We start from the raw sequence: 25,156 nt of genomic DNA on the forward strand, positions 1-25,156 counted from the left end.
AGACAAGCCCTGTACCTTCCGCGCTGTGTTTCAGCAGGCGGTAACCCCTTAGCATTCCTTCACTCAGTTACCCCACAGAAGGAATTTCTCATGCAACGTTTCACCCGCCGCTTCCTCGCCGCCTGTGCATTTTCCGGCATTGTCGCCAGCACTGGCGCATTGGCCGAAGCCCATCCAACCATTCGAGCCATGTCCGGTGCACAGCCGACCAGCGAATTGCCTGCCGGTAAAACCGCGTTACTGGTGATCGATTTTCAGAACGAATACTTCACCGGTAAGATGCTGATCCCCGATGGCGCTGCGGCGCTGGCCAATGCCCGGGAGCTGATTAAGTTCGCAGATGAACACAAGATGCCGGTCTACCATGTCCAGCACATTGCACCTGCAGGTTCGCCTGTGTTCGCGAAGGATGGCCAAACCGTGAAGTTCCACCCAGACATGCAACCCAGGGCTCAGGATGTGGTGTTGCAGAAAACCACCGTCAGCGTCTTCGACAGCACCGATCTGGACAAGCGCCTGAAGAGCGCAGGTATCGAGAACCTGATCATCTCGGGCCTCATGACCCATGCGTGTGTGGCCGGTGCTGCCCGTGATGCGGCGCCTCTGGGCTACAACGTACTGGTCGCTTCCGATGCATCGGCGACCCGCGCGATTACCCGGGTCAACGGTGACGCAATAGACAAGGATTCTTTGCACAAAGCCGCGTTGGCTGAAGTCGAGGACACTTTCGGTGATGTGATGGCTACCAACCAGATCATCCAGTTACCGGTGCGCTAAAACGCTATGAACCAGATGCTCGCCATGCGTGTGTTCCGCTGCATTGTAGAAGCCCAGGGGTTTTCGGCTGCGGCTGAGCGGCTCAATACCACCCACTCTTCAGTGTCGCGACACTTGCAGCAACTGGAGTCTGCGCTAGGCGTGCGTCTGGTCAATCGTAATACCCGGAGCATGAGCCCCACGGCGGCTGGCGAACGGTATTACGCGGCTTGCGTGGATATTCTCGATCGTGTTGATGCAGCATCCCAAGCGGTATCCCTTGAGCAGCAACGTCCCTCGGGATTGCTTCGAATCAGCGTGCCGCTGGCGGTGGGCACCTTGGAATTGGCTCGTTGGCTGCCGGCTTTCCAGCAGCGTTATCCAGACATCCAGGTCGATCTGTCCTGTTCTGATCCTCTTGTCGATCTGGTGGCCGAAGGGTTTGATGTGGCGTTACGGATTTGTGGGCCGCTGGCCGATAGCAGTCTTGTCGCGCGCTTGCTCAGTGTTTCGCCGCTGGTCCTGGTAGCGGCGCCGTCCTATGTATTCAAGGCGGGGCTGGCTCGCCATGTCGTTGATCTCAACGAGCACCGCCTGTTGACGTATGCATCGGCTACCCAGTGGTCGCTGGTCAATGAAGGGGGTGAGTCGATCACCCTGGACTGTCACAGCGCCTTTCATACGGACACCATCACCGCCTTGCATGCCTGTGCCCTGGCGGGTGGGGGCATTGCTGCGTTCACCCTGGCGACGGTGCAGGATGACCTGCTGACAGGGCGGCTGGTTCGGATTCTGCCTGATTACACCCTTGGGGTGCGGCATTACTACGCGCTTTTTCCTAATGCCCGAAACTTGCCTGCCAAGGTCCGAGCGTTTGTCGATTTCATGGCTCAGTACTACCAGGACCAGGGCTGACTGTGTCGAGGCCGTGGACACCTTGACGCTACCGAATAACGCTCGCAGGCAACCGCAACGAAGCCTCCCAACGTTAAAGAGTTGAACGCCCATTCGTTTCGAGATTAGTCCTTGCGCTCATTAGCGGCGCGGCACAATCCATCGCCGGACACTCTCATCGGAAATTTCCCTCAATGCACGTCGCTCCCCGCTGACTGTTCACCCGATCGCTCCACACGCTACATTCCCTCCGTCGCTGCAAATTCAGCGGCAGGGTGTGGAAGCCCTTACTCACTAAGGCGCGTAGCGTCGCAAAATTTAAATCAGGCGCTTTTCTTATGTCTGCTGTTAAATTATGGCGGCTGTACGCGGGGCGTCTTCGGACGCGCCGAGATCCTTAGTGCTCGGACCTTCCACACCCGCGTACAGCTGCCACCCATCATGTGGAAGTGATGCCGGCAGATTTTTTCTCACTAAGGAATCAGCCAATGAAAAAGCTCACCCCCAACCCTCCGAAAACCACAGCCAATCCAAGGTGGCTTTCGTCTAGCGTCACCCAAGAATATCTCCTGCTAAATATCCGAATCTCGATCCTGGATTCGCTCCCTTTGCCAGTGGCATCCCAATCCGCCACTGATCTCCCATCCCCGCAGGAGTAACCCCTCATGTCCCGCTACATGCCCATTACCGGTATCGAAAACAATTTCCACGCACTCCTGATCGACACAGAAGCGCCTCTGGACGTACTGCACGACACCGCCGCCTACCGCATCGCCGCTGTCACCCAGTTACTGGAAAACCTCGCCATGCGTTCCGACATCAGTACGGACGCCGTGGTACTGCATGATTTTGCCCAAGTGCTAGCGATCCCCCTGCGCGACGGTTGTGATCTGCTGGATGTGATCGGGCGGCGATTGCAGGCGCAGGTTCTGGCGTCGTAAGGGAAGTGGGCGGCCTCGCAAGGTCGCCTGCACAGCCTCGCTCATTGCCCCGCGCAGTCTGCAACCCTGTGGGAGCGAGCTTGCTCGCGATAGCGGTGGATCATTTGATGGAAATGTTGGATGTGATGCCGTCATCGCGAGCAAGCTCGCTCCCACGGGTTAATCAGGGTTTCGATGTGTTTGCTTATATCCCCCCTGGGGGGATAATGTGGCGACGTAAACTCACCGAAACCCAGGGTTCAAGTCATGAATGCGCACGATCATGAACATCCCCACCAAAGCCATGCAGCGATCATCAAGCGCCTCAAGCGGGCGGACGGCCACTTGCGCAGCATTATCACGATGATCGAAGAGGGCCGTGAGTGCGTGGATATCGCCCAGCAGTTACATGCGGTGGAAAAAGCGGTGTGCCAGGCCAAGCGAACGTTGATCCAGGATCACATCGATCATTGCCTGGAGGACACCGTTGCGTCGCTGAATAACGGCGAGCGCGCTCCGCTGGAAGCCTTCAAACAAATCACCAAGTACCTCTAGGCCCGACATGCCCAATTTTGCTGAACTGCTGCAACAGGGGGGCGCTCACGCCTGGCTGTATTTCCCCAGCGCTATCTTGCTGGGCGCGCTACATGGTCTTGAGCCGGGCCATTCCAAAACCATGATGGCGGCGTTTATCGTGGCCATCCGGGGCTCGGTCAAGCAGGCGGTGTTGTTGGGTTTGGCGGCGACGCTTTCCCACACCGCCGTGGTGTGGTTGGTTGCTATCGGCGGCATGTACCTCGGCCAGGGGCTGGATGCCGAAACCACAGAGCCTTATTTCCAACTGGCGTCTTCTGCGCTGATCATTGCCATCGCGTTGTGGATGTTGTGGCGTACCTGGCGCGGTGAGCGGGTGTTCAGGTTCGAGCATGAGCATGAGCACCACCATCATCACGATCACGATCACGATCACGATCACGACCATGCCCATTCGGAACCCGAAGGTCTGGCGCTGCCGCTGGAAGGCTACCAGGATGCCCATGAGCAGGCGCATGCCAGCGACATCCGCAAGCGCTTCACCAACCGGGAGGTCACCACGGGCCAGATCATCATGTTCGGCCTGACGGGCGGCCTGATTCCGTGCCCCGCGGCCATTACCGTCCTGCTGTTGTGCCTCCAGGTCAAAGAGGTCGCGCTGGGCGGCCTGCTCGTCCTGTGCTTCAGCATCGGCCTGGCGATTACCCTGGTCACGGTGGGTGCCGCCGCGGCCATTGGCGCAAGGCAGGCCTCCAATCGCTGGCCTTGGCTGGGCACCGTTGCCCGACGCGCACCGTACCTGTCCAGCGTGTTGATCATCGGTGTCGGTCTATACGTGGGTATCCACGGCTGGATCGGCTTGAATGCATAGCCTCGCCACGGATCATTGATCAGTTCGCATCTTCCAGCGCAATGGGTGCGCTGCCTGGCCGATACAACGAAGCCCCTCCAACGTCTTCCAAAGCTTACGCATCGTCGGATTGCGATTGGCAATCGCGCAATATGATCGAATCTCCAATCGGGTGCTCCATTGCTCATCCCCAGCCCGCACCAATAGCCCGCGCTCCAACTCGTCGACCACTGCGCTTTGTGGCAACCAGGCTACGCCGTAGCCTTCGATGGCCATGCGCATGAGCAGCATCGCCATGTCGGCTTCATAGCAGCGCTCCAGGGCGGTGGGGGCGGGGCCGTTCTTGATGACGATGTCCGCCACGCGCCCCAGAAAAGTCGTGGCGGTGTACGCCAGGTAAGGGACGGGTTTGCCGGAGCGGCCGGGCAGGCGGAACAGCGGTTCGCCTTTAGAGTTGGGCGCACACAAGGGGATGAACGCGTCATGACCAAGAATCAGGCTGCCGAAGCGTTCGGCGTCCAGCAGGATCGGGGCGAGTGGATGGTGGTAGACCATCATCAAATCGCAGCTGCCTTCTTCCAACGCAATGACGGCGTCGTGGATGTTGGCGGCCACCACGCGAGCATTGAACTGCTCGTTGTGTTGCTGGAACTGGGTGAGCCATTTCGGCAGGAAGGTCATCGACAGGCTGTGACCGGCGGTGATCTGGATGGAGCGCCCCGGCATTCGTTCAACGTCGCGCAATGTCGAACGCAACCGGAGTAAACCGGCGAGCGCCTCTCTGCTTTCATCACAGAAGGTGATGCCCGCGGCCGTGAGCTGGACGGGGTAGGTACCTCGGTCCACCAGCTTGACCCCCACCCATTCCTCGAGGGATTGGATTCGGCGTGACAGGGCCGACTGCGTCACGCAACGAACTTCGGCCGCGCGGGAGAAGTTCTTCCATTCGGCAATCGCCAGAAGATCGTCCAGCCATTTGAGTTGCATCGCGAATCTCCCGCAGTGAGTGCGCCATTTTACTGCGCAATCGCCCGGCCTATAGCGGTATTTGAGCAACTATTCCAAAAGCGCATGGGCTGATCTGGATTACTCATCATGTCTCTGAAACCGCTCCTTAGAATTGTCTTCGTAGTCCCTGTGCCACGTAGGCATCGGTACCGCCACTTGATTCCTGCCAAGTAAAAAAATCCAAGAACTACTTGAGGACAGCACCGTGAAGAAGAATAAGCTCCCACGTCGAATTGCAATGGGCATTGCCCTGGGCGTGCTGGTGGGTTGGGCGTGTCACCATTTCGCAGGGAGCGAGCAAAGTGCCAAAGAGATAGCCGCTTATTTCTCGATGGTCACCGACATTTTCCTGCGCATGATCAAGATGATCATCGCGCCCCTGGTTTTCGCGACGCTGGTCGGTGGTATCGCCAGCATGGGCAATTCCCGTTCCGTAGGAAGAATTGGTGCCCGGGCGATGGCCTGGTTCGTCACTGCTTCAGTTGTGTCGCTGCTGATTGGGATGGGCCTGGTCAATCTGTTTCAACCCGGCGCCGGGCTGAATATGGACGTGGCCCAGCATGCAACGGCTGCCGTTCCAGTCAACACTGGCGATTTCAGTCTCAAGGCGTTCATTGGCCACGTGTTTCCTCGCAGCATTGCCGAGGCGATGGCCAACAATGAGATCCTTCAGATCGTGGTGTTCTCGCTGTTCTTCGGCTTCGCCCTGGCCGCTGTGAAACGGGCCGGTTATACCCGGATCACGGATTCCATCGAAGAGTTGGCGAAGGTGATGTTCAAGATCACCGACTACGTGATGGCCTTCGCACCGATTGGGGTGTTTGCCGCCATCGCCTCGGCCATCACTACCCAGGGGCTTGGCTTGCTGGTGGATTACGGCAAGCTGATTGCCGAGTTCTATCTCGGGATCCTGATCCTGTGGGCGTTGTTGTTCGGTGCCGGCTACCTGTTTCTCGGGCGCTCCGTTTTCCACCTGGGCAAGCTCATTCGCGAGCCGATTCTCCTGGCCTTTTCGACCGCCAGCAGCGAGTCCGCCTACCCGAAAACCATTGAAGCGCTGGAGAAGTTCGGTGCACCAAAGCGCATCTCCAGCTTCGTGTTGCCCCTGGGTTATTCGTTCAACCTGGACGGCTCGATGATGTACCAGGCGTTCGCTATCCTGTTCATCGCCCAGGCCTACAACATTGACCTGAGTTTCACCCAGCAACTGCTGATTCTCCTGACGCTGATGATCACCAGCAAGGGCATGGCCGGTGTTGCTCGCGCTTCGGTCGTCGTGGTCGCGGCCACGCTGCCGATGTTCAATCTTCCCGAGGCGGGGCTGTTGTTGATCATCGGTATCGACCAGTTCCTGGACATGGCTCGCACGGCCACCAACGTGGTGGGCAACAGCATCGCGACGGCTGTGGTCGCCAAGTCCGAACCTCTGGAAGAAGCCGTTGAGGACGACGACGTACATTCCCCCGTTCGGCCTCGATCCGAACCGGTTCCGGTTGCTTGAGGAGAGGCTCATGAAGGTGAAAGCGAAGTCGAGCCGCCAGGCTTCTGTTGTCCGCAAGCTGGGCATCGTCGGTGGGCTTGGGTCACTGGCCGGGGGCGATCTGTTCTACAAGTTGGTCAAGTCCCGAGCGGTACTCGAGGATCAAGGTCGCTACCACTTCCTCTTCGAGCAGCACCCGTTCAAGGACGTGCTGCTGCCCCTGGATCAAGGCGCGAACATGACGTCGCGCAAGTTCTATGTGTTCCAGGTGTGCAAGTCGTTCGAGGCAAGCGGTTTCGATGCGGTGATGCTGCCGTGCTTCGCCAGCCATACCTTTCGCGCTGAGATCCAGGAGGAACTGGGCATTCCGGTACTGGACATGATGGCCGCCTTGACCCGGCACGTCCGCCATACGGTAGCGCCGCAGACGACGCTGGGGGTCATCGCCTCCGACTTCGTGCGCCATTGCGGCTTGTTCGAACGGCATCTCGGGCAACACTTCAAGATTGTCTACCCCGACGCTGATGCTCAATCGGGTTTGATGGAGGCCATGTACGGCCTCAACGGGATCAAGGACGGCCACTTGGAAGGCGTACCGCTTGAAGCGGTCTACCAGGCTTGCCTCTCGCTGCAGGCCCAAGGCGCAACGGTGATCCTGCCCGGCATGACCGAACTTTCCCTCGTCTGTGCCGACTTGCAGCGGCGCGGCATCACCGTGCTGGACATCAATGAGATTTACGCTGACTTCGCGACGCTGGATCATCATCAGCCCAGACGCCCGCCCTTCAAACTGGGCATCGTCGGCGGCATCGGGCCTGCCGCCACGGTGGATTTCATGGCCAAGGTGGTAGCCAATACGCCAGCGGGAAAGGATCAGGACCACATCAAGATGGTGGTCGAGCAAAATCCGCAGATACCGGACCGAACGGCCAACCTGCTTCGGGATGAAACCGATCCGACCCTGGCGCTGTACGCCACCTGCAAACGCCTTGAAAGCGCGGGTGCCAACGCCATCGCGATGCCCTGCAATACCGCCCATGCGTTCGTCGAGCGCATCCAGGCGCACCTGCGGGTGCCCATCGTGAACATGCTGACCGAGACGGTGGAGTGGATCGTGCACAGGTATGGTTCGGGCAAGACGATAGGGCTGCTGGCGACATCCGGTACTGTGCAAAGCCAGGTCTATCACCAGGCCGCGCGCCGCGCCGGACTCCAGATACTTACGCCCGGCGTCGATTATCAGGCGATAGTCATGGAGGCCATCTACGGGCCGCGCGGTATCAAGGCCGGTTTCACTCAAGGACTCTGCAAGGAGCAACTGTTGCTGGCGGCCGAGCACCTGTGTGAGCTGGGGGCGGGAGTCCTGATTCTGGGGTGTACGGAGTTACCGCTGGTGCTCGACCATTGCGAGGCGTTCGATATTAATGGGCATACCGTGGCCCTGGTCGACCCGACGACGATCCTGGCCCTGAAGTGCATCGCGTTGGCCGAGAAAACCGCAAAACCAACGGACGTTCCGAAAGCCCTTTCGAGCGTTGCAACGCTTTCAATCTAAGGAAACGAACCCTGTGGCGAGAGCGCTTACAAAAAACGCGCCGCGGCTCCCACAGGGTTTGTATCAGCCCAACTGCGGGGCAAACTCCACGACCGGCATTTGTCGCTTCATCAGCACTTCACCGTTGCGAATCGAGTAGAGCGGCAACCCCTGGCTGCGGATCACTTCGTAATCACTGTCGGCCGACAGGATCAGCAGGTTCGCCGGGCGCCCGGGTTCCAGGCCATAGCGCTCGCCCAGGGCCATGGCCTTGGCGCTGTTGTCGGTGACCAGGTCGAGGGCGCTTTGCAGGTTGCGGTAGCCGAGCATGTGACAGATATGCAGCCCGGCTTCCAATACTCGCAGGATGTTGCCGTTGCCCAGCGGATACCACGGATCGACGATGGAGTCCTGGCCAAAGCATACGTTCATGCCGGCTTCGAGCAGTTCATTGACCCGGGTGACGCCGCGGCGTTTGGGGAAGTTATCGAAGCGGCCTTGCAAGTGAATGCTTTCGGTGGGGCAGGAGACGAAGCTGATGCCCGAGTGGCCGAGCAAGCGAAACAGCTTGGCGCAGTAGGCGTTGTCGTAGGAGCCCATGGCCGTGGTGTGGCTGGCGGTGACCCTTGCGCCCATGTCGCGACTGCGGGCTTCTTCGGCGAGTACTTCGAGGAAGCGCGAATGCGGATCGTCGGTTTCGTCGCAATGCACATCCACCAGGCAACCGGTGCGTTCGGCCAGGTCCATCAGGAACTTCACCGAGCTGACGCCCTGGTCGCGGGTGTACTCGAAATGCGGAATGCCGCCCACCACGTCGGCGCCCATGCGGATCGCTTCTTCCATCAGCTCGCGGCCGTTGCGGTAAGACTCGATGCCTTCCTGGGGAAACGCGACGATCTGCATGTCGACCAGGTGACGGCTTTCCTCGCGCACTTCCAGCATCGCCTTGAGGGCCGTGAGTTCAGGGTCGGTCACGTCGATGTGGGTGCGCACATGCTGGATGCCGTGGGCGGCGAGGGCCTGGATGGTTTTTTTTGCGCGCGTCTTGGTGTCTTCCTGGGTGATGGTGGCCTTGCGTTCGCCCCAGCACTCGATGCCTTCGAACAGCGTGCCGCTCATGTTCCAGCGCGGTTCGCCGGCGGTGAGGGTCGCGTCCAGGTGGATGTGCGGCTCGACGAAGGGCGGCACCACCAGATTACCGCCGGCATCGAGGTCTTCCGGGCCCAGGCTGGGGGCCTCGGTCTGGCGGGCGATGTTGGCGATCAGGCCGTTTTCCAGGTGCAGTTCATGCAAGCCTTCGCGGTTGCGCAGGCGGGCGTTGATGATGTGCATCAGGCGAGTCCTTTATAGGTCTTGTAGTGGTGCGTCGGCGGTGCGAGTACCCATTACGCCGATCAATAGCACATACGTTAGCGCGCCAGTGGCGATTCCTACCAGTGGTGCGACCCATGGCGAATTGAACGCGGCGACGGTGCCAAGCCCATAGGCCAGCAGCCCAGGCCAGTTGAACGCCGGCAGCTGTGCTTCGGCCAGGCGTGGATAGCGACCGCGCCAGCGGAAAAAGAAATCGGCCATGATCACGCCACCAATGGGCGGGATCACGGTGCCCAGCAGAATCAGGTACGGCACCAGCAGATCGTACATGCCCAGCAGGGCCAGCAGCGTGCCGATCACGGCGCCACCGAGGGTCACGGTTTTGCGTCGACGGGTACGCAGCAGGTTGCAACCGGCCACGGCGAAGTTGTAGATGGTGTTGTCCTGGGTGCTCCAGATGTTGAGCAGCAGCATGGCCATCGCCGCCATGGCGAAACCCTGCAACAGCAACACTTCGACCACGTCCGGTTGTTGATAGACGATGGCCCCGTAGGCGCCGATCAGCACCATCAGGCCGTTGCCGACGAAGAAGCCGATCAGGCTCGCCAGCACCGCGACCTTCGCCGAACGGGAGAAGCGCGTCCAATTGGTGGCCTGGGTCGCGCCGCTGACGAAGGTGCCGAACACCAGCGTGATGGCGGTGGACCAGTCGAGGCTGCCCGTCGGCACCACCGCCAGCAAGCCGTCGAGGCCGCCGACCTTCACCGTCGCCACCCACATCGACAGCATCAGCAGCAACATCATGGCTGGCACGGCGATGTACGAAAGGATTTCCAGCCCGCGATAACCCACGTAGGCCGTGGCGCAGAATCCCAGGCCGAACAGCACCATCAGGCCCAGCACGGTGCCCTGGTCCAATTCGAAATACTTGCCCAGCACCACGGCGGCAGTCGCCGTGCCCCAGGCGTACCAGCCGATCTGGGTGAAGCCCAGGATCAAGTCGCTGAGCTTGCTGCCCACCTCGCCAAAGCAGAAGCGCCCCATCAGCACCGAATTGAGCCCGCTCTTGAACGCGATGTAGCCCAGGCCCGCGGCATAGAGGCCCAGCAGCAGGTTGCCGATGATGATGACCGTGAGCATTTCGGCAAAACCGAACGCCACCCCCAGCTTGCCCCCGGCAAACATCGTGGCGGTGAAAAAGGTGAAACCCAGCAGCACCATGGCCGTGGAGGCCAGGCCCTTGCGGGCATGCATCGGGACTTCGCTCAAGGGATAGTCGTTGCCCGGATCGTTCTGAGTCATGTGGCGGTCCTTGCGGATGAGGGGAATATCGCAAGCGTGCAGTGGCCGTGCCAAGCGAGAGATCGCGAGGTTATTTATAGACAATCCTGGGGATTGAGTGGGCGCAGGGATCGAAAGCGGTGCGGCAGTGATTCAAGTTGGAACACAGATCTCATTAGCGACGCAGATCCCCCTGTGGGAGCGGGCTTGCTCGCGAATGCGGTGAGTCAGGTAGGAATATTTGGCTGACACACCCACTTCGCGAGCAAGCCCGCTCCCACAGGGATGCGGTTTCTTCAGGTGCAAGGGGGCAACGCCAGAAACCGCAACACCGCCGCCACGATGGCTTCCGGTGCGTCCTCCTGAACCAAGTGCCCGGCATTCGGAACGGGGTGCAATTGTGCCCCCGGGATCAACCGTTGCAGAGCCCGGCCGCGCTCGATGGGGATCCACTGGTCATCCTCCCCCCAAAGGATCTGGGTCGGGCAGCGCACGTTCGGATACAGGCCCTCGGCTTCACGGGTATAGCGTTCGTCCATCTGCGCGATCTGCCGATAGAACGCCGCTTGGCCGGTCTCGCCCAGCCACGGCTGCACGTAGGGCGCCAACTCTTCGTCGGGGATGTTCCGTTTGATCGCGCCGCGGATATAGGTGGGCACGATGGCCCGCTGAATATAGTCGGGCAGGCCGCTGAAGGCCGCTTCATGCTGGCGTACATGCTGCACGAAAGGTGAGCCCCAAGGCGACAGCGCCACCGGGTCGATCAGCGTCAGGCTGCGGTAATTCTTGCCGTTGAGCAGATGCGTGCGCAGGGCGGTGGCGCCGCCAAAGTCATGGGCCACCACGTCCGGGCAGTCCAGGCCCCAGTGCTCCAGCAGTTGCGTGAGCAGCTGGTTTTGCACGCCGAGGGACACGTCGGCATCCGGTTGCGCGGACTGGCCATAACCCAGCAGATCGAAGTAATGCACCCTGTGGGTGGCGAAGAACAGCGGGGCGATTCGGTGCCACACGTAGGAAGAAAAGGGCGTGCCGTGGACAAACACCAACGGCGGGCCATCGCCGTGGATGGCGTAGCGAATGCAGTGCCCGTTGAAGTCGAATTCCTGATCCAGCGGCCAGTTGGTCATGATCGGCGCTCCCCTGAAAATGGCTCAGGGAATAGAGCATAGGCCAACGCAATTCACTTGGGAGAAACACAGTTGTGGCGAGGGAGCTTGCTCCCGCTGGGCTGCGAAGCGGCCCTCAAGCCTTAGATTGCGATGTATCAGGTTGAATCGAGTCGCTGCTTTTGGGGCTGTTGTGCAGCCCAGCGGGAGCAAGCTCCCTCGCCACAGAACTCCCTTGCCACAAGGAAAGGGTTTATTCGCCGTGATAGATGCAACCGCTGGTGCAGGTCTCATGGATACGAATGGCGCTGAGCTCCGGCAGCAACGGCTTCAACTCGTTCCAGATCCACTTGGCCAGGACTTCGCTGGTGGGGTTTTCCAGGCCGGGGATGTCGTTGAGGTAGTTGTGGTCCAGGCGCTCGTAGAGCGGCTTGAAGATCGCCTTGATCTCCGAGAAGTCACGAATCCAGCCGGTGTGCGGGTCGATGTCACCGCTCAGGTGGATCGCCACCTTGAACGAGTGGCCATGAAGGCGGCCGCACTTATGGCCTTCCGGCACGTGGGGCAGGCGGTGGGCGGATTCGAAGGTAAATTCTTTGAAGATTTCCACAGGTTCGGGCTCTTTAAGGTAGCGGTCGCGAGGCAGGCGGCGGAGTTTATCAGTTTGATCCCTGCGTTGCGCGAGCGTGCTGACTAAAGGGTCAGCAAACGCTCGCCCAGCCCACCGTTGGCCGCCAGTTCGAGGAACTCGTCGCCGAGCCGGCGGCTCTCGTCCATTGCCGTGCGCCAGTATTTGCGGCGGCTCGGGTCATCGCCCATGAAACGCTTGAAGTCGTTGCGGTCCGGCAGTTTGCCGTAGGGCAGGCGCGCCAGGTATTCACGGGACGGCGCCAGCAACAGTACGTCTTGCAGACGTTCGACGTTACCCCGGCGCCATGGCAGACCTTTGTCGAACCAGCCGGGAATGACCCGGTCGGTGAAGTGCGGGTACAGCACGATGTCCTCGCCGTTGTAGGGCAGGTCAAGGTGGTAGTCCAGCAAACCGCCGTCGCGGTAGGTGCCGGCACCGGCGCCCGGCAGGTCGCGCACGCCTTCCATCACCATCGGGATCGAGCCCGACGCCAGCAGGGCCTGACGCAGGTTGCCGGCCTCCAACGGCACGAAACGTGACGGAAAGTCATTCAACGGATGCAGCGGTGGGGCCAGGCGCGGGTCATGGATGATCAGTCGTTCGAAATGCCGCGACAACCGCGCACGGCCGCGCAGGTTGTCGGCGATCACCGACGACAAGCCCAGGCCCAGCCGCCCGCGATGGTCCAGGGCCAGCAGGCCGTGGCTCTTGACCACCATGATGTTGAGCCGGTAATACGGGTTGTCGAGGATCGTGGTGTCGCGACCTTCGAGCAAATCATCGAGCATGCGCTGCGAGCTCTGGCTGACCCCGGCCATGGTCACGCCTTTGGCGAAGCTTTGCTCGTTGTATAAGGTGCCCAGGCGCCGGATCCCCTCGGCGGCATCCGGCAGGCAGGCGCTGGCGAAGCGCCAGGAACCCACCGAAGCGCCGATCAGCGAGCGCTCCCGGGGCGCGGCGGGCAGCCATTCACCAAACAGTGCCAGGTCCAGTCCCTGGATGCCCAAGGCCTTGGGGCCGCCAGCGGCGCCGGGCAAAATGCCGACGTCGGCAGCGTTCAGGCCGGCCTCGCGGATTCGCGCAAAGGCACGGGGGCCGGCCTTGAGGGTGAGGGCGGGAAACTTGATGTGGATGGCGGTCATACCGGTCTCGAATACGGGTAGGCGGCTGATTATAACGACACAAAACCCTGTGGGAGCGAGCAAGCTCGCACCCACATTGATGTGGGTTCCATGATGGCAATTCAGTTTCAGTTAAGTTCACCCCGATACAGTCGCCCCCGGTAAAGAATATAAAAGGAGACAAACCATGAACCGCCTGACTGCCTTGTTCCTCGCGACCTTCATGGCCCTCAGCACTGGCCTGGCTCACGCCCGAGACCTCAACGACGACGAAGCCCGCAAACTGCAAGACGCTGGTACCATTCTGTCCGTTGAAAAACTCAATGCCATTGCCCTGGCCGAACACCCTGGCGCCACCTTGACCGATACCGAGCTGGAAGAAGAGTACGGCCGGTACATTTATCAAGTGGACATGCGCGATACCCAGGGCATTGACTGGGATCTGGAAGTGGACGCCGTCACCGGCAAGGTGCTCAAGAATCATCAGGATACGTAATGAAGCTTAATCTATGCGCCCGCAGCCGATGGACGCTGGCGCTGCTGGTGTTTTGTTCCCTGGCCATGGCTCGGGACCTGGACCAGGACGAAGCGCTGCAACTGCGCCAGCAGGGTGTGATCCTGCCACTGGAGCACTTGCTGCAACAGGCGCTGGACCTGCATCCCGGCGCCAAACTGCTGGAGGCCGAGCTGGAGGAAAAGCACGGCGTCTATATTTATGAGGTCGAGCTGCTGGATACCGACGGCGTCGTGCGCGAACTGGACTTGGAGGCCGCGACCGGCCGCTTACTCAAAGATAAGGAAGACTGATGCGCCTGCTTCTGGTGGAAGATCACGTTCCCCTGGCCGACGAACTGATGGCCGGGCTGACACGACAGGGTTACGCCGTCGATTGGCTCGCCGATGGTCGCGACGCGGTGTATCAAGGCAGCATCGAGCCCTATGACCTGATCATCCTCGACCTCGGCCTGCCGGGGGTGCCGGGGCTTGAGGTACTGGCCCAGTGGCGCGCCGGCGGCCTGGCGACCCCGGTGCTGATCCTGACCGCCCGCGGCTCCTGGGCCGAACGCATTGAAGGCCTGAAGGCCGGTGCCGACGATTACCTGACCAAACCTTTTCACCCTGAAGAACTGCACCTGCGGGTCCAGGCGTTGTTGCGCCGTTCCCATGGCCAGGCCAACCAGCCGACACTCAAGGCGGCGGGGCTGCATCTGGATGAAGGTCGCCAATGCGTGATCCGCGACGGCACGGACATCCAACTGACCGCCGCTGAGTTTCGCCTGCTGCGCTACTTCATGCTTCATCCCGAGCAAATTCTTTCCAAGAGCCATCTCGCTGAACATCTGTATGACGGTGAAACCGAGCGCGATTCCAATGTGCTGGAAGTCCACGTCAATCACCTGCGGCGCAAGTTGGGACGCAGTGTGATCGAAACCCGTCGCGGCCAGGGTTACCTGTTCGGCGGGCAGGCGCAGTGATCTCCATCCAGCGGCGCCTGAGCCTGGGCCTGATTGGTGTGATGGTGGTGGTCGGGTTGGTTCTGGCGCAGACCAGTTTGTGGCTGTTCGAGCTGGGCTTGCAGCGTTACCTGGAAGCCGGGCTGCGCAACGACAGCGAGAACCTGCTGGTGGCCCTGGTGCGTGGGCCGCAGGGTTTGCAGCTGGATGAGCGACGCTTGTCGCCGGCCTATCAGCGGCCGTTTTCCGGGCATTACTTTCGCATTGATTTTGCCGATGTGCACTGGCGCTCCCGCTCCCTGTGGGACCAGGAACTGCCCCGGCTCGACCATCCGGGCCTGCACAGTAACCTGCAATTGGGGCCTGAGGGACAGAAGCTGTTGGTGCTGCGCACCGACTATCGGCGCCTGGGCCAGGCGATTTCCATCAGCGTGGCCCAGGACTACACGCCGGTGCGTGACAGTTTCCGGCGGATGCAGCAGATCGGCCTCGGCCTCGGCTTGGCGGGGTTGCTGTTGATTCTGTTATTGCAACGCATCACCGTGCACCGCGCCTTGCGCCCACTGGACCGGGCCCGTGAGCAAATCGCCCAGTTGCAGCGCGGGCAGCGCTCGCAACTTGACGAGCAGGTACCGCGGGAACTGGAACCTCTGGTGGCGCAAATCAACCATTTATTGGCCCACACCGAAGACAGCCTCAAGCGTTCGCGCAACGCGCTGGGCAACCTGGGCCATGCCCTGAAAACCCCGCTGGCGGTGCTGCAAAGCGTGGCCTCGAACGAAAAGCTCGATCCTTATCCTGAGTTGCGCAAGCTGTTGCTCGAGCAACTGGAGCAGGTCAGGCAGCGCCTGAACCGCGAACTCAATCGTGCCCGACTGTCAGGCGATGCACTGCCCGGCGCACACCTGGACTGCGATGCGGAACTGCCAGGGCTGCTGGCTACGCTGAACATGATCCACGGTGAACACCTGCATTTGAGTTACGTCGCATCACCGGGCTTGCACTTGCCCTGGGACCGGGAGGATCTGCTGGAACTGCTGGGCAATCTGCTGGACAACGCCTGCAAATGGGCAGACGCCGAAGTGCGCCTGACGGTGAGCGAAACGGCCGGGGGTTTCAGCCTGGCGGTGGAAGACGACGGCCCAGGCATTCCCGCGGATCGTCGCGAACAGGTATTCAGCCGCGGCACGCGACTGGATGAGCAGACCGATGGCCATGGCCTGGGGCTGGGCATCGTGCGGGACATCGTCGACACCTGGGGCGGGACGCTGGCGCTGGCCGACAGTGAGTGGGGCGGATTGAAGGTTGTGATCGAACTGCCTAAACGCTGAAATCTGCCCCAATCCTGTGGGAGCGGGCTTGCTCGCGAAGACGGCGGCACATCCAACATCACCGTCTCAGGCAGACCGCATTCGCGAGCAAGCTCGCTCCCACAGTGGACGGTGGTGGCTGCAAATACTGCGAGACTGGAAAACCCGCCGCATGACGCTTGCAGCTTGCCGCCGCTTCCTGCAAAGTCGCGACCTTTTTGTCCGGTGGCTCTCCATCGCTGTGCTTTGAGGTAACGATGATAAATGCAGTAATTGCCGCGGTTGGCGTCATGCTGGTGCTCAGCCTGTCCCGCGTGCATGTGGTGATCGCGCTGATTGTCGGCGCGTTGGTGGGTGGCCTGACGGGTGGCCTGGGCATCGAGGCGACACTCAAGGCGTTCAACGCCGGCCTCGGCGGCGGCGCGACGGTGGCGTTGTCCTACGCCTTGCTCGGCGCTTTCGCGGTGGCGATTGCCAAGTCCGGCATGGCCCACGCCCTAGCAGACAAAGCCCTGGCGCTGGTGGATCGCCAGGACGCCGCCGGTGGCACAGGCGTCAAATGGGTCCTGATCGGCCTGCTGGGAACGGTCGCGGTCGCCTCCCAGAACATTCTGCCGATCCATATCGCCTTCATCCCGCTGCTGGTGCCGCCACTTCTCTATGTGCTGACCAAGTTGCAGTTGGACCGCCGGTTGGTCGCCTGCGTCATGACCTTCGGCTTGATCACGCCCTACATGTTCCTGCCGGTGGGCTTTGGCAACATCTTCCTCAACGAAATCCTGCTGGCCAACATCGCCCGCAGTGGTGTGGACGTCAGTGGCATCAACGTCACCCACGCCATGGGCATCCCCGCGTTGGGCATGGTGTTTGGCCTGCTGCTGTCGTTGTTCAGCTACCGCAAGAAACGGGTCTACGACCTGAAAAAAATCGCCCGGGCCGAGCAAGTGGCGGTGCGCTACAACCCCATGACCCTGCTGGTTGCCGGGCTGGCGATTGTGGCGGCGTTCGCCGTCCAGCTATTGGTGGACTCGATGATCATTGGCGCCCTGGTCGGGTTCCTGATTTTCTCGGCGTCGGGCGTGGTGCGCTGGCGTGAAACCGACGACCTGTTCACCGAAGGCATGAAGATGATGGCGATGATCGGCTTCATCATGATCGCCGCCTCGGGCTTTGCCGAGGTGATGAAGGCCACCGGTGAAGTCCAGAGCCTGGTGGAAACCTCGGCGGCCTGGATCGGCCACAACAAGGGCATTGGTGCGTTGCTGATGTTGTTGGTGGGCCTGCTGGTGACCATGGGTATTGGCTCTTCGTTTTCCACGGTGCCGATCCTGGCGACGATTTTCGTGCCGCTGTGCCTGCAACTGGGCTTCAGCCCGTTGGCGATCGTCTGCATCGTCGGCACCGCGGGTGCCTTGGGCGACGCCGGCTCGCCCGCCTCGGATTCGACCCTGGGCCCGACCTCCGGCCTGAACATCGACGGCCAGCACCACCACATCTGGGACACCGTGGTCCCGACCTTCATCCACTACAACCTGCCGCTATTGGCGTTTGGTTGGGTGGCGGCGATGGTGTTGTAACGCAAGACCGAGTCGCCTGCATCGCGAGCAAGCTCGCTCCCACAGTGGACCGGCGTGAACACAAGCGCTGTGGACACCGCCGAACCCTGTGGGAGCGAGCTTGCTAGCGATGAGGCCCCTGAATTCAGCGACTCTGCCGACGAACCGTTCACCTTGCCCTACAGTTTTACCGCGCCGTGCCGTTAATACAGTTAACCACGCCATAAAACCAACAAGAGTGAACAGCATGCGCCTGAGCCTGAAGGCTAAAGTCCTGTCCCTGGCAATACTGCCCGTATTGTTGTCCGCGGTGATCATCAGTCTGACCACGGCGTTCATCTTGAAGGAACAAGCCCGCAACGAGGTGCAGCAGACCCGCGAGCGCCTGCTGGCCGATGCCAAGGCCACTTTGCAGAACTACGTGGCGGTGGGCCTAACCGCCATTAAGCCGCTCTACGATGCCGCCGCCGCCGGCGATAACGAGGCGCGCGCCCAGGCAATCAAGCTGCTGTCGAACGTCAGCTACGGCAAGGACGGCTACTTCTTCGGCTACGATTCCGAAACCGTGCGCCTGTTCAAGGCCAACAGCCCCGACGGCGTGGGCAAGAGTTTCAAGGACAACCGCGATCCGAACGGTGTCTACGTCAACCGCGACCTGGTGAAGGTCGCCAAGGACGGCACCCATTACCTCGAATACAGCTCGCCATTGCCCAACAGCAAAGACCTGGTGCCGAAACTCGGTTACACCGAATACCTGGCCAAGTGGGACATGGCCGTCGGCAGTTCGGTCAACCTGGACGGTATCGAGGCCCAGGTGGCCCTGGTGGAAACCAAGGTTCATGATCGTGTACAAGGCGTGATATTGAGCATTGTCGGGATCGCCGCCGTGGTGTTGCTGGTAATTGCGGTGGTGGGCCTGTTGCTGGCCAATACCATCCTGCGGCCGCTGCACCTGATGAAAGACAACCTCGATGACATCGCGGCAGGCGAGGGTGACCTGACGCGCCGCCTGGCGATCACCAGCCAGGATGAACTGGGTCAACTGGCCGGTTCGTTCAACCGCTTCGTCGACAAGATCCATGGCCTGGTGCGGCAGATCACCGACATGACCTCGCAACTGACCGGCCTGGTGACGCAAGTTTCCGAGCAGGCCCAGCGCTCCGAGCAGGCCATGGAGCGCCAGCGTCACGAAACCGACCAGGTCGCCACGGCGATCAACGAGATGTCTTCGGCCGCCCAGGAAGTGGCTCGCAGTGCCCAGGGCGCCGCCGTTGCAGCTCAGCAGACCGACGAGGAAGGCCAGTCCGCCAAGCGCGTGGTGGCCGGCAGCATTCAGCAGATTCATGCGTTGGTGAACGATATTCGCAGCAGCGGTGTGTCCCTGGACAGCCTGCAGCAGGACGTGGCCTCGATTGTCAGTGTGCTCGGGGTGATTCGTTCGATCGCCGAGCAGACCAACCTGCTGGCCCTCAACGCCGCCATCGAGGCTGCGCGTGCCGGGGAAGCAGGACGAGGGTTCGCGGTGGTGGCCGATGAAGTGCGGGCCTTGGCCAGCCGGACCCAGCAAAGCACCCAGGAAATCCAGGGCATGATCGATCGCCTGCAATCAGGCACCCATGCGGCGGTGGAAGCGATGCGTCGCTCCAGCGAGGCGGGCGATGGCACGTCGGCGAAAGCCAACGAGGCCGGGGCGTCCCTGGACACCATGGCGCAGTTGATCGGCACCATCAACTCGATGAACGCCCAGATCGCCAGCGCCGCTGAAGAGCAGACCGCCGTGGCCGAGGAAATCAACCGCAGCGTGCATCAGATCGCCGTGGCGGTGGACAGCGTCGCCGACGAAACCCAACTCGGCGCCCAGACCTCCCGCAGCCTGGCTGATCTGGGCCAGCGCCTGGGCAAACTGGTGGGGCAATTCCGGATCTGACGTCCAGGAGCTGCCGAAGGCTGCGATCTTTTGCTCTCGATCCAGATGTTTTCACCTGGGCAACCGGGTCTTATCGGGAAAGAAGGATCGCAGCCTTCGGCAGTTCCTGCCGGGCTCAGCAGGTGCAAACACAACAAAACCTGTGGGAGCGGAACCTGGATCAGCGCCAGTGCTACGGCTCACGTAGATCCCGCATCAACAACCCAAACCGCAGGTCCACCGCATCCGGAATCGGCACATACACCACATGCCCATCTCCCGGTGCCACGTCGATGCTCTGACCCTTGATGTTCTGCAACTGATGCAGATCGAAGTGAAAGTTGCCCTTGGGCGTCATCAACTCCATGTGATCCCCCAGACTGAAGCGATTCTTCACTCGCACTTCGGCCAGACGTTCGCGCCGTTCGCCGGTCAGTTCGCCGACGAACTGCTGGCGCTCCGACACCGAGCTGCCGTTCTGGTAGTTCTGATATTCATCGTGCACATGGCGCCGTAGAAAACCTTCGGTGTAGCCGCGCTGGGCCAGGGACTCCAGGTCGGTCATCAGGCTGCGGTCAAACTCACGGCCCGCCACCGCGTCATCGATGGCCCGGCGATACACCTGGGTGGTGCGGGCGCAATAGAAGTGCGACTTGGTCCGGCCTTCGATCTTCAAGGAATGCACGCCCATGCGCGCCAGTCGTTCCACGTGCTGCACCGCCCGTAGATCCTTGGCATTCATGATGTAGGTGCCATGCTCGTCCTCGAAGGCCGGCATCAACTCCCCAGGGCGGTTCGCTTCCTGAAGCAGGAACACCTCATCGGTGGGGGCGCCGAGGCCAAGGGTCGGTTCCGGCTCAAAGGTTTGCACGATATCGCCCGCTGCGTTTTCCATTGCCGGCTGCGCCGAGTACTTCCAGCGACAGGCGTTGGTGCAACTGCCCTGGTTGGCGTCGCGCTTGTTCAGGTAGCCCGAGAGCAGGCAGCGCCCGGAATAGGCCATGCACAGTGCACCGTGGACGAATACCTCCAGTTCCATGGCCGGCACCTGTTCGCGAATCTCGGCGATTTCCTCCAGGGACAGTTCCCGGGACAGGATGATTCGGCTCAAGCCCTGCTGCTGCCAGAACTCGACGCTCGCCCAGTTCACGGCGTTGGCCTGCACCGACAGGTGAATCGGCATCTGCGGGAAGTGCCGGCGCACCAGCATGATCAGCCCCGGGTCGGACATGATCAGCGCGTCCGGCGCCATGGCAATCACCGGTTCCAGGTCTTTGAGGAAGGTGCGCAGCTTCGCGTTGTGGGGGGCGATGTTCACCACCACATAGAACCGCTTGCCCATGGCCTGGGCTTCGCCAATGCCCAGCGCCAGGTTGGCGTGGTCGAACTCATTGTTGCGCACCCGCAGGCTGTAGCGCGGCTGGCCGGCGTACACCGCGTCGGCACCGTAGGCGAAGGCGTAGCGCATGTTCTTCAGGGTGCCGGCGGGAGCAAGCAGTTCGGGAGCGGCGAGGGTCATGGTGGTCTGGTCGCAAAAAGCGGCGAGGGTACCCCATGGTCGACCCCGACTTATTGATCTGAATCAAATACACAGCGCAAACGCGAAGGCACTCCGGCGAGTCCTGGCTGACTAATGTTTATCCCGCCTTTGGACATGGAAAGCTGATGAATCGAAAGATGTTGCAAAACAGATCCCAGATGCTGCTGTTGATCCTGGTGACCATCGCCTTCATCTGGATATTGCTGCCCTTCTACGGCGCGGTGTTCTGGGCGGTGATCCTGGGCATCGTCTTTGCGCCTATGCAGCGCCGCCTGCAGTTGAAGTTCGGCTGGCACCGCAACGTCACCTCGCTGTTCACCTTGAGCATCTGTACGGTCAGCGCGATTTTACCGGTGATCATCATCAGCGCCTTGCTGGTCCAGGAGGGCGCGGCGTTGTACAAGAGCCTGGAGAGTGGGGAGCTGGATATCGCCGATTACCTGGCCCGTTTCAAGGATGCCTTGCCACCGTACTTCCAGCACCTGCTGGACCGTTTCGGCCTGGGCAACCTGAACGGATTGCGTGACAAGATCGTCAAGAGTGCGATGCAGGGCAGCGAATTCTTTGCCACCCAGGCCTTCAGCTTCGGCCAGGGGACCTTTCAGTTCCTGGTCAGCTTCTTCGTGATGCTCTACCTGCTGTTCTTCTTTTTGCGCGACGGCGCGGAGCTGGTGCGCAAAGTGCGCATGGCCGTTCCCTTGGCTGAACATCAAAAACGTCGCCTGCAGTTGAAATTCAATCGGGTGGTGCGAGCCACCGTGAAAGGCAACCTGCTCGTCGCCATCAGCCAAGGCGCGCTGGGCGGACTGATCTTCTGGATCCTGGGGATTCCGACGGTGTTGCCCTGGGCGGTGCTGATGGCGTTCCTGTCGCTGTTGCCGGCCGTGGGGGCGGGGCTCGTCTGGGCGCCGGTGGCAGTGTATTTCCTGCTGTCCGGGGCGATCTGGCAAGGGGTGGTGCTGACGCTGTTCGGGGTGTTCGTGATCGGTCTGGTGGACAACTTCCTGCGTCCGATCCTGGTGGGCAAAGACACGAAGATGCCCGACTACATGGTGTTGGTCTCGACGCTTGGCGGCCTGGCGGTGTTCGGGTTGAACGGCTTCGTCATCGGGCCGCTGATCGCCGCGCTGTTCATGTCGAGTTGGGCGCTGTTCGTCGAAGCCAAGCCTCGGGTGCAGCTGCCTTAGGCGCTCAGCAGGTAAGGGCCGATACGTTGTGACAGGGCCTGGGCGTCGGGCAGGGAAGTCAACGGGCCGCTGATGGTCACGCCGTCTTGCACCAAGTACCAGCAGGCCAGCAACCCGCGTGCCCTGAGTGAAGCGGGGACGGCACTGCCAATGACAGACATGATTTGAACCTTGGGCATGGGAACCTCCATCAATCGATGGGGTTACCTTACGACTCAGCCGGGGAGAGGAAAAATCAACAGCCTCGATAATAGGAATCGATGCCGCTCAATCGACGACCAAGTCGAGCATATGCACCACTTCCTGCTCATTGAGCAGGCCCTTGCGAACCAGGTTTTCCGCCAGCAATGAAAGGAACTTGGCACTGCGATGACCTTCCAGATGCCTGAGTTCAGTCAGTACGTTGTACACCTTGCTGGAGGTGCACAGGCCGACAATGCGGTGGGGATTTTGCGTGGGCATAGCTTCGTCCTTGTTGTTATGAAGCTGCTATTGACGGACACCACCCGTTAGCGGCGATGCCATGACACTCACGTGACAGCTTGGGTTGTCGGAAAAGAAAGCAGGATTCAGACCATAATGCCTTTTTGACGCCGGATTATTGTTCCGGCAGCGACCTCGACAGGCTTTTTCAACCTGCAACGCTTTTTTTTGCCCACAAAAAAGCCCCTGAACCTTTCGATTCAGGGGCTTTATTTGTCGCTATCTGGCTCCACGACCTGGACTCGAACCAGGGACCCAGTGATTAACAGTCACTTGCTCTACCAACTGAGCTATCGCGGAATGACGCGTATGTTACTGATTGGAAAAGAGAAGTCAAGCCTCTGCTGCCAAATGGTGCAGTCCAGATGACCATTGAGGGGCCGGCAACGATTGGCAGTTACCGCGACGGCGAGAGAGGACTACCATGGTCGCCCGGAAGTGGCAGGACGCACTGCCGGCCATTCGCCGACGAAGGTACGCGCCATGAACCATCTGTTACCGCTTCACCCAGCCAGCTACACCGAGGTGTCGCTATGAGCACCACGCAGATCAGCTTGCCCAAGGGGGTGGGGCCGCACGCCGAGAAGCTTTACGACGCCATCGCCCAGGCGAGCACGGCCGAAGAACTGAACCGCGCCGGGGGCAAGGCCGAAGGGTTTGTCCTGGGACTGGAAAGCACCAAGGCCATCAAGAGCCAGGTCGCTGAGTCGCTGTATGTCGTATACGACGATGCGGCGAGCCAGCGGGCGAGTGAGTTGTAGGCATCGATCGCATTTCCGTGGCGAGGGAGCTTGCTCCCGCTGGGCTGCCTAGCAGCCCCAAAACAGTCAGCGCATTCGGCCTGGCACACCGCGCAGCTTGGTTTAGGGGCGCTTCGCGCCCCAGCGGGAGCAAGCTCCCTCGCCACGGGGCGGTGTGCACGCTCAAAAAAACGGGAAGCTCAATGGCTTCCCGTTTTTTTCATCCCAACGACCTTCAGATCACCTGAACGATGGCCTTGGTCACTGCATCGATGTTGTTCTGATTCAGTGCGGCCACGCAGATGCGGCCGGTGTCCAAGGCATAGATGCCGAACTCGTTGCGCAGGCGCGTTACTTGTTCAACGGTCAGGCCGGAGTAGGAGAACATCCCGCTCTGGCGTGCGACGAAGCTGAAGTCGTGCTGCGGCGCGGCCTTGGCCAGCATGTCCACCATCTGGTTGCGCATGCCGCGAATGCGCAGGCGCATTTCGGCCAGTTCCGCTTCCCACTGGGCCCGCAGCTCAGGGCTGTTGAGCACGGCGGCGACGATGCTGGCGCCATGGGTCGGCGGGTTGGAGTAGTTGGTGCGGATCACGCGCTTGACCTGGGACAGCACGCGGGCACTTTCTTCTTTCGATTCGCTGACGATCGACAGGGCGCCAACGCGCTCGCCGTACAGGGAGAACGACTTGGAGAACGAGCTGGACGCAAAGAAGGTCAGGCCCGACTCGGCGAACAGGCGCACGGCCGCGGCGTCTTCGTCGATGCCTTCGCCAAAGCCCTGGTAGGCCATGTCCAGGAAGGGAACGTGGTTCTTGGCCTTGACCACGGCCAGCACGTTTTTCCAGTCTTGCGGGCTCAGGTCCACGCCGGTCGGGTTGTGGCAGCAGGCGTGCAGCACAACGATCGAACGGTCGGGCAGGGCGTTGAGGTCTTCCAGCAGGCCGCTGCGGTTCACGTCATGGGTGGCAGCGTCGTAGTAGCGGTAGTTCTGCACCGGGAAGCCGGCGGTTTCGAACAGGGCGCGGTGGTTTTCCCAGCTCGGGTCGCTGATGGCCACGACGGCGTCAGGCAGCAGTTGCTTGAGGAAGTCGGCACCGATCTTCAGTGCACCGGTGCCGCCCACGGCCTGGGTGGTGATGACGCGACCGGAGGCGATCAGCGGGCTGTCCTTGCCAAACAACAAGGTCTGGACCGCCTGGTCGTAGGCGGCAATGCCATCGATGGGCAGGTAGCCACGGGATACGTGCTGAGCCACGCGAGTCGTCTCGGCTTCGACAACGGCGCGCAGGAGTGGAATGCGCCCCTCCTCGTTGCAGTAAACACCCACGCCCAGGTTGACCTTATTGGTACGGGTGTCGGCGTTGAATGCTTCGTTGAGGCCCAGGATGGGGTCGCGGGGTGCCAATTCGACAGCGGAAAACAGGCTCATTATTGCGCGGCTCTGAATGGAGTGTGGGGGGACGTGTCGCGCTCCAGCCGGATGCACTAGAGCGGTGCACAAACGGGGAGCTAGTATAGAGGCCATCACTGGACAGGGCGACAGGCGAT

Annotated in this window: 25 protein-coding genes, 1 tRNA gene and 1 pseudogene; 16 read left to right on the plus strand and 11 right to left on the minus strand. The window is 60.9% G+C overall.

Annotated features, from left to right (window positions below; translation table 11 throughout):
• Nucleotides 1–90 precede the first annotated feature (90 nt).
• From CD58_RS09490 to CD58_RS09510, 5 genes are all read left to right on the plus strand, one after another.
• Nucleotides 91–777 (plus strand): cysteine hydrolase family protein, encoded by a 687-nt coding sequence (locus tag CD58_RS09490; protein ID WP_025212781.1) that lies wholly within the window; start codon nt 91–93, stop codon nt 775–777.
• Nucleotides 778–783: 6 nt separating this feature from the next.
• On the plus strand, nt 784–1,671 hold the full coding sequence (locus tag CD58_RS09495; protein WP_025212782.1) for a LysR family transcriptional regulator: 888 nt from the start codon (nt 784–786) through the stop codon (nt 1,669–1,671).
• A gap of 644 nt (nt 1,672–2,315) precedes the next feature.
• Entirely contained in the window at nt 2,316–2,591 is a 276-nt protein-coding gene (locus tag CD58_RS09500) for a hypothetical protein (protein WP_025212783.1), read from the plus strand.
• A 246-nt stretch (nt 2,592–2,837) separates the two neighbouring features.
• A complete protein-coding gene (locus CD58_RS09505; RefSeq protein WP_025212784.1) occupies nt 2,838–3,125 on the plus strand; it encodes a metal-sensing transcriptional repressor in 288 nt (95 codons plus the stop codon).
• A 7-nt stretch (nt 3,126–3,132) separates the two neighbouring features.
• Nucleotides 3,133–3,975: a nickel/cobalt efflux protein RcnA gene (locus tag CD58_RS09510; protein WP_025212785.1), complete on the plus strand. Its 843-nt coding sequence runs from the start codon at nt 3,133–3,135 to the stop codon at nt 3,973–3,975.
• Between the two features lie 12 nt (nt 3,976–3,987).
• Here CD58_RS09510 and CD58_RS09515 read toward each other — a convergent pair whose 3' ends face one another.
• Nucleotides 3,988–4,941: a LysR substrate-binding domain-containing protein gene (locus CD58_RS09515; protein ID WP_025212786.1), complete on the minus strand. Its 954-nt coding sequence runs from the start codon at nt 4,939–4,941 to the stop codon at nt 3,988–3,990.
• A 226-nt stretch (nt 4,942–5,167) separates the two neighbouring features.
• Between CD58_RS09515 and CD58_RS09520 the strand changes: the two genes are divergently transcribed.
• The gene (locus CD58_RS09520; protein ID WP_025212787.1) at nt 5,168–6,463 is read left to right on the plus strand and encodes a dicarboxylate/amino acid:cation symporter; all 1,296 of its coding nucleotides are present in this window, start codon (nt 5,168–5,170) and stop codon (nt 6,461–6,463) included.
• Nucleotides 6,464–6,473: 10 nt separating this feature from the next.
• Nucleotides 6,474–7,997, plus strand: coding sequence for an amino acid racemase (locus CD58_RS09525; RefSeq protein WP_025212788.1), 1,524 nt, complete (start codon nt 6,474–6,476; stop codon nt 7,995–7,997).
• A gap of 63 nt (nt 7,998–8,060) precedes the next feature.
• Here the strand turns inward: CD58_RS09525 and codA are convergent, their stop codons facing one another.
• The 5 genes from codA to CD58_RS09550 all read right to left on the minus strand — a co-directional run bounded on the left by codA (nt 8,061) and on the right by CD58_RS09550 (nt 13,450).
• Nucleotides 8,061–9,308 (minus strand): cytosine deaminase, encoded by a 1,248-nt coding sequence (gene codA, locus CD58_RS09530; RefSeq protein WP_025212789.1) that lies wholly within the window; start codon nt 9,306–9,308, stop codon nt 8,061–8,063.
• Nucleotides 9,309–9,320: 12 nt separating this feature from the next.
• On the minus strand, nt 9,321–10,592 hold the full coding sequence (gene codB, locus CD58_RS09535) for a cytosine permease (RefSeq protein ID WP_025212790.1): 1,272 nt from the start codon (nt 10,590–10,592) through the stop codon (nt 9,321–9,323).
• A gap of 275 nt (nt 10,593–10,867) precedes the next feature.
• On the minus strand, nt 10,868–11,698 hold the full coding sequence (locus CD58_RS09540) for an alpha/beta fold hydrolase (RefSeq protein WP_025212791.1): 831 nt from the start codon (nt 11,696–11,698) through the stop codon (nt 10,868–10,870).
• A 232-nt stretch (nt 11,699–11,930) separates the two neighbouring features.
• Nucleotides 11,931–12,287, minus strand: a complete 357-nt coding sequence (gene queD, locus CD58_RS09545) for a 6-carboxytetrahydropterin synthase QueD (protein ID WP_025212792.1) — start codon at nt 12,285–12,287, stop codon at nt 11,931–11,933.
• Nucleotides 12,288–12,370: 83 nt separating this feature from the next.
• Nucleotides 12,371–13,450 carry a hypothetical protein gene (locus CD58_RS09550; protein WP_025212793.1) on the minus strand — a complete coding sequence of 360 codons (1,080 nt, stop codon included), beginning with the start codon at nt 13,448–13,450 and terminating at the stop codon, nt 12,371–12,373.
• Nucleotides 13,451–13,616: 166 nt separating this feature from the next.
• Between CD58_RS09550 and CD58_RS09555 the strand changes: the two genes are divergently transcribed.
• The 7 genes and pseudogenes from CD58_RS09555 (at nt 13,617) to CD58_RS31810 (ending at nt 19,676) form a co-directional block, all read left to right on the plus strand.
• On the plus strand, nt 13,617–13,925 hold the full coding sequence (locus tag CD58_RS09555; RefSeq protein ID WP_025212794.1) for a PepSY domain-containing protein: 309 nt from the start codon (nt 13,617–13,619) through the stop codon (nt 13,923–13,925).
• Nucleotides 13,925–14,236, plus strand: coding sequence for a PepSY domain-containing protein (locus CD58_RS09560; RefSeq protein ID WP_025212795.1), 312 nt, complete (start codon nt 13,925–13,927; stop codon nt 14,234–14,236). The genes CD58_RS09555 and CD58_RS09560 overlap by 1 nt, the downstream gene beginning before the upstream one ends.
• On the plus strand, nt 14,236–14,904 hold the full coding sequence (locus tag CD58_RS09565; RefSeq protein WP_025212796.1) for a response regulator transcription factor: 669 nt from the start codon (nt 14,236–14,238) through the stop codon (nt 14,902–14,904). Before CD58_RS09560 ends, CD58_RS09565 begins: the two co-directional genes overlap by 1 nt.
• Nucleotides 14,901–16,214, plus strand: a complete 1,314-nt coding sequence (locus CD58_RS09570; protein WP_025212797.1) for a sensor histidine kinase — start codon at nt 14,901–14,903, stop codon at nt 16,212–16,214. Before CD58_RS09565 ends, CD58_RS09570 begins: the two co-directional genes overlap by 4 nt.
• A 239-nt stretch (nt 16,215–16,453) precedes the next feature.
• A complete protein-coding gene (locus CD58_RS09575; RefSeq protein WP_162178166.1) occupies nt 16,454–17,770 on the plus strand; it encodes a Na+/H+ antiporter family protein in 1,317 nt (438 codons plus the stop codon).
• A 226-nt stretch (nt 17,771–17,996) separates the two neighbouring features.
• Nucleotides 17,997–18,818, plus strand: a pseudogene (locus tag CD58_RS31805) (cache domain-containing protein); the annotation flags it as partial.
• Between the two features lie 102 nt (nt 18,819–18,920).
• A complete protein-coding gene (locus tag CD58_RS31810; RefSeq protein ID WP_405045646.1) occupies nt 18,921–19,676 on the plus strand; it encodes a methyl-accepting chemotaxis protein in 756 nt (251 codons plus the stop codon).
• A 172-nt stretch (nt 19,677–19,848) separates the two neighbouring features.
• Here CD58_RS31810 and yegQ read toward each other — a convergent pair whose 3' ends face one another.
• A complete protein-coding gene (gene yegQ / locus CD58_RS09585) occupies nt 19,849–21,174 on the minus strand; it encodes a tRNA 5-hydroxyuridine modification protein YegQ (protein ID WP_025212800.1) in 1,326 nt (441 codons plus the stop codon).
• A gap of 146 nt (nt 21,175–21,320) precedes the next feature.
• Here yegQ and CD58_RS09590 point away from each other — a divergent pair, with 146 nt between their 5' ends.
• The gene (locus CD58_RS09590; protein ID WP_025212801.1) at nt 21,321–22,382 is read left to right on the plus strand and encodes an AI-2E family transporter; all 1,062 of its coding nucleotides are present in this window, start codon (nt 21,321–21,323) and stop codon (nt 22,380–22,382) included.
• On the opposite strand, the gene CD58_RS09595 is transcribed toward CD58_RS09590, so the two are convergent.
• From CD58_RS09595 to CD58_RS09605, 3 genes are all read right to left on the minus strand, one after another.
• Entirely contained in the window at nt 22,379–22,561 is a 183-nt protein-coding gene (locus CD58_RS09595; RefSeq protein ID WP_025212802.1) for a hypothetical protein, read from the minus strand. The genes CD58_RS09590 and CD58_RS09595 overlap by 4 nt on opposite strands.
• An 88-nt stretch (nt 22,562–22,649) precedes the next feature.
• Nucleotides 22,650–22,844 (minus strand): hypothetical protein, encoded by a 195-nt coding sequence (locus tag CD58_RS09600; protein WP_025212803.1) that lies wholly within the window; start codon nt 22,842–22,844, stop codon nt 22,650–22,652.
• Between the two features lie 245 nt (nt 22,845–23,089).
• A tRNA-Asn gene (locus CD58_RS09605) sits at nt 23,090–23,165 on the minus strand.
• A 233-nt stretch (nt 23,166–23,398) separates the two neighbouring features.
• On the opposite strand from CD58_RS09605, the gene CD58_RS09610 reads away from it, so the two are divergent.
• Nucleotides 23,399–23,626 carry a hypothetical protein gene (locus tag CD58_RS09610; RefSeq protein WP_025212804.1) on the plus strand — a complete coding sequence of 76 codons (228 nt, stop codon included), beginning with the start codon at nt 23,399–23,401 and terminating at the stop codon, nt 23,624–23,626.
• Nucleotides 23,627–23,840: 214 nt separating this feature from the next.
• Here the strand turns inward: CD58_RS09610 and CD58_RS09615 are convergent, their stop codons facing one another.
• Nucleotides 23,841–25,037 (minus strand): amino acid aminotransferase, encoded by a 1,197-nt coding sequence (locus CD58_RS09615; protein ID WP_025212805.1) that lies wholly within the window; start codon nt 25,035–25,037, stop codon nt 23,841–23,843.
• Between the last annotated feature and the right edge of the window lie 119 nt (nt 25,038–25,156).

This window comes from Pseudomonas brassicacearum (assembly GCF_000585995.1).
GTDB classification, from domain to species: Bacteria; Pseudomonadota; Gammaproteobacteria; order Pseudomonadales; family Pseudomonadaceae; genus Aquipseudomonas; species Aquipseudomonas brassicacearum_A.

Excerpts from the sequence above, each read along its gene's own strand:
- CD58_RS09490 (WP_025212781.1), top strand. The coding sequence starts at position 91 with ATGCAACGTTTCACCCGCCGCTTCCTCGCCGCCTGTGCATTTTCCGGC.
- CD58_RS09495 (WP_025212782.1), top strand. The coding sequence starts at position 784 with ATGAACCAGATGCTCGCCATGCGTGTGTTCCGCTGCATTGTAGAAGCC.
- CD58_RS09500 (WP_025212783.1), top strand. The coding sequence starts at position 2,316 with ATGTCCCGCTACATGCCCATTACCGGTATCGAAAACAATTTCCACGCA.
- CD58_RS09505 (WP_025212784.1), top strand. The coding sequence starts at position 2,838 with ATGAATGCGCACGATCATGAACATCCCCACCAAAGCCATGCAGCGATC.
- CD58_RS09510 (WP_025212785.1), top strand. The coding sequence starts at position 3,133 with ATGCCCAATTTTGCTGAACTGCTGCAACAGGGGGGCGCTCACGCCTGG.
- CD58_RS09515 (WP_025212786.1), bottom strand. The coding sequence starts at position 4,941 with ATGCAACTCAAATGGCTGGACGATCTTCTGGCGATTGCCGAATGGAAG.
- CD58_RS09525 (WP_025212788.1), top strand. The coding sequence starts at position 6,474 with ATGAAGGTGAAAGCGAAGTCGAGCCGCCAGGCTTCTGTTGTCCGCAAG.
- codA (WP_025212789.1), bottom strand. The coding sequence starts at position 9,308 with ATGCACATCATCAACGCCCGCCTGCGCAACCGCGAAGGCTTGCATGAA.
- codB (WP_025212790.1), bottom strand. The coding sequence starts at position 10,592 with ATGACTCAGAACGATCCGGGCAACGACTATCCCTTGAGCGAAGTCCCG.
- CD58_RS09540 (WP_025212791.1), bottom strand. The coding sequence starts at position 11,698 with ATGACCAACTGGCCGCTGGATCAGGAATTCGACTTCAACGGGCACTGC.
- CD58_RS09550 (WP_025212793.1), bottom strand. The coding sequence starts at position 13,450 with ATGACCGCCATCCACATCAAGTTTCCCGCCCTCACCCTCAAGGCCGGC.
- CD58_RS09555 (WP_025212794.1), top strand. The coding sequence starts at position 13,617 with ATGAACCGCCTGACTGCCTTGTTCCTCGCGACCTTCATGGCCCTCAGC.
- CD58_RS09560 (WP_025212795.1), top strand. The coding sequence starts at position 13,925 with ATGAAGCTTAATCTATGCGCCCGCAGCCGATGGACGCTGGCGCTGCTG.
- CD58_RS09565 (WP_025212796.1), top strand. The coding sequence starts at position 14,236 with ATGCGCCTGCTTCTGGTGGAAGATCACGTTCCCCTGGCCGACGAACTG.
- CD58_RS31810 (WP_405045646.1), top strand. The coding sequence starts at position 18,921 with ATGGAGCGCCAGCGTCACGAAACCGACCAGGTCGCCACGGCGATCAAC.
- yegQ (WP_025212800.1), bottom strand. The coding sequence starts at position 21,174 with ATGACCCTCGCCGCTCCCGAACTGCTTGCTCCCGCCGGCACCCTGAAG.
- CD58_RS09590 (WP_025212801.1), top strand. The coding sequence starts at position 21,321 with ATGAATCGAAAGATGTTGCAAAACAGATCCCAGATGCTGCTGTTGATC.
- CD58_RS09595 (WP_025212802.1), bottom strand. The coding sequence starts at position 22,561 with ATGCCCAAGGTTCAAATCATGTCTGTCATTGGCAGTGCCGTCCCCGCT.
- CD58_RS09600 (WP_025212803.1), bottom strand. The coding sequence starts at position 22,844 with ATGCCCACGCAAAATCCCCACCGCATTGTCGGCCTGTGCACCTCCAGC.
- CD58_RS09610 (WP_025212804.1), top strand. The coding sequence starts at position 23,399 with ATGAGCACCACGCAGATCAGCTTGCCCAAGGGGGTGGGGCCGCACGCC.
- CD58_RS09615 (WP_025212805.1), bottom strand. The coding sequence starts at position 25,037 with ATGAGCCTGTTTTCCGCTGTCGAATTGGCACCCCGCGACCCCATCCTG.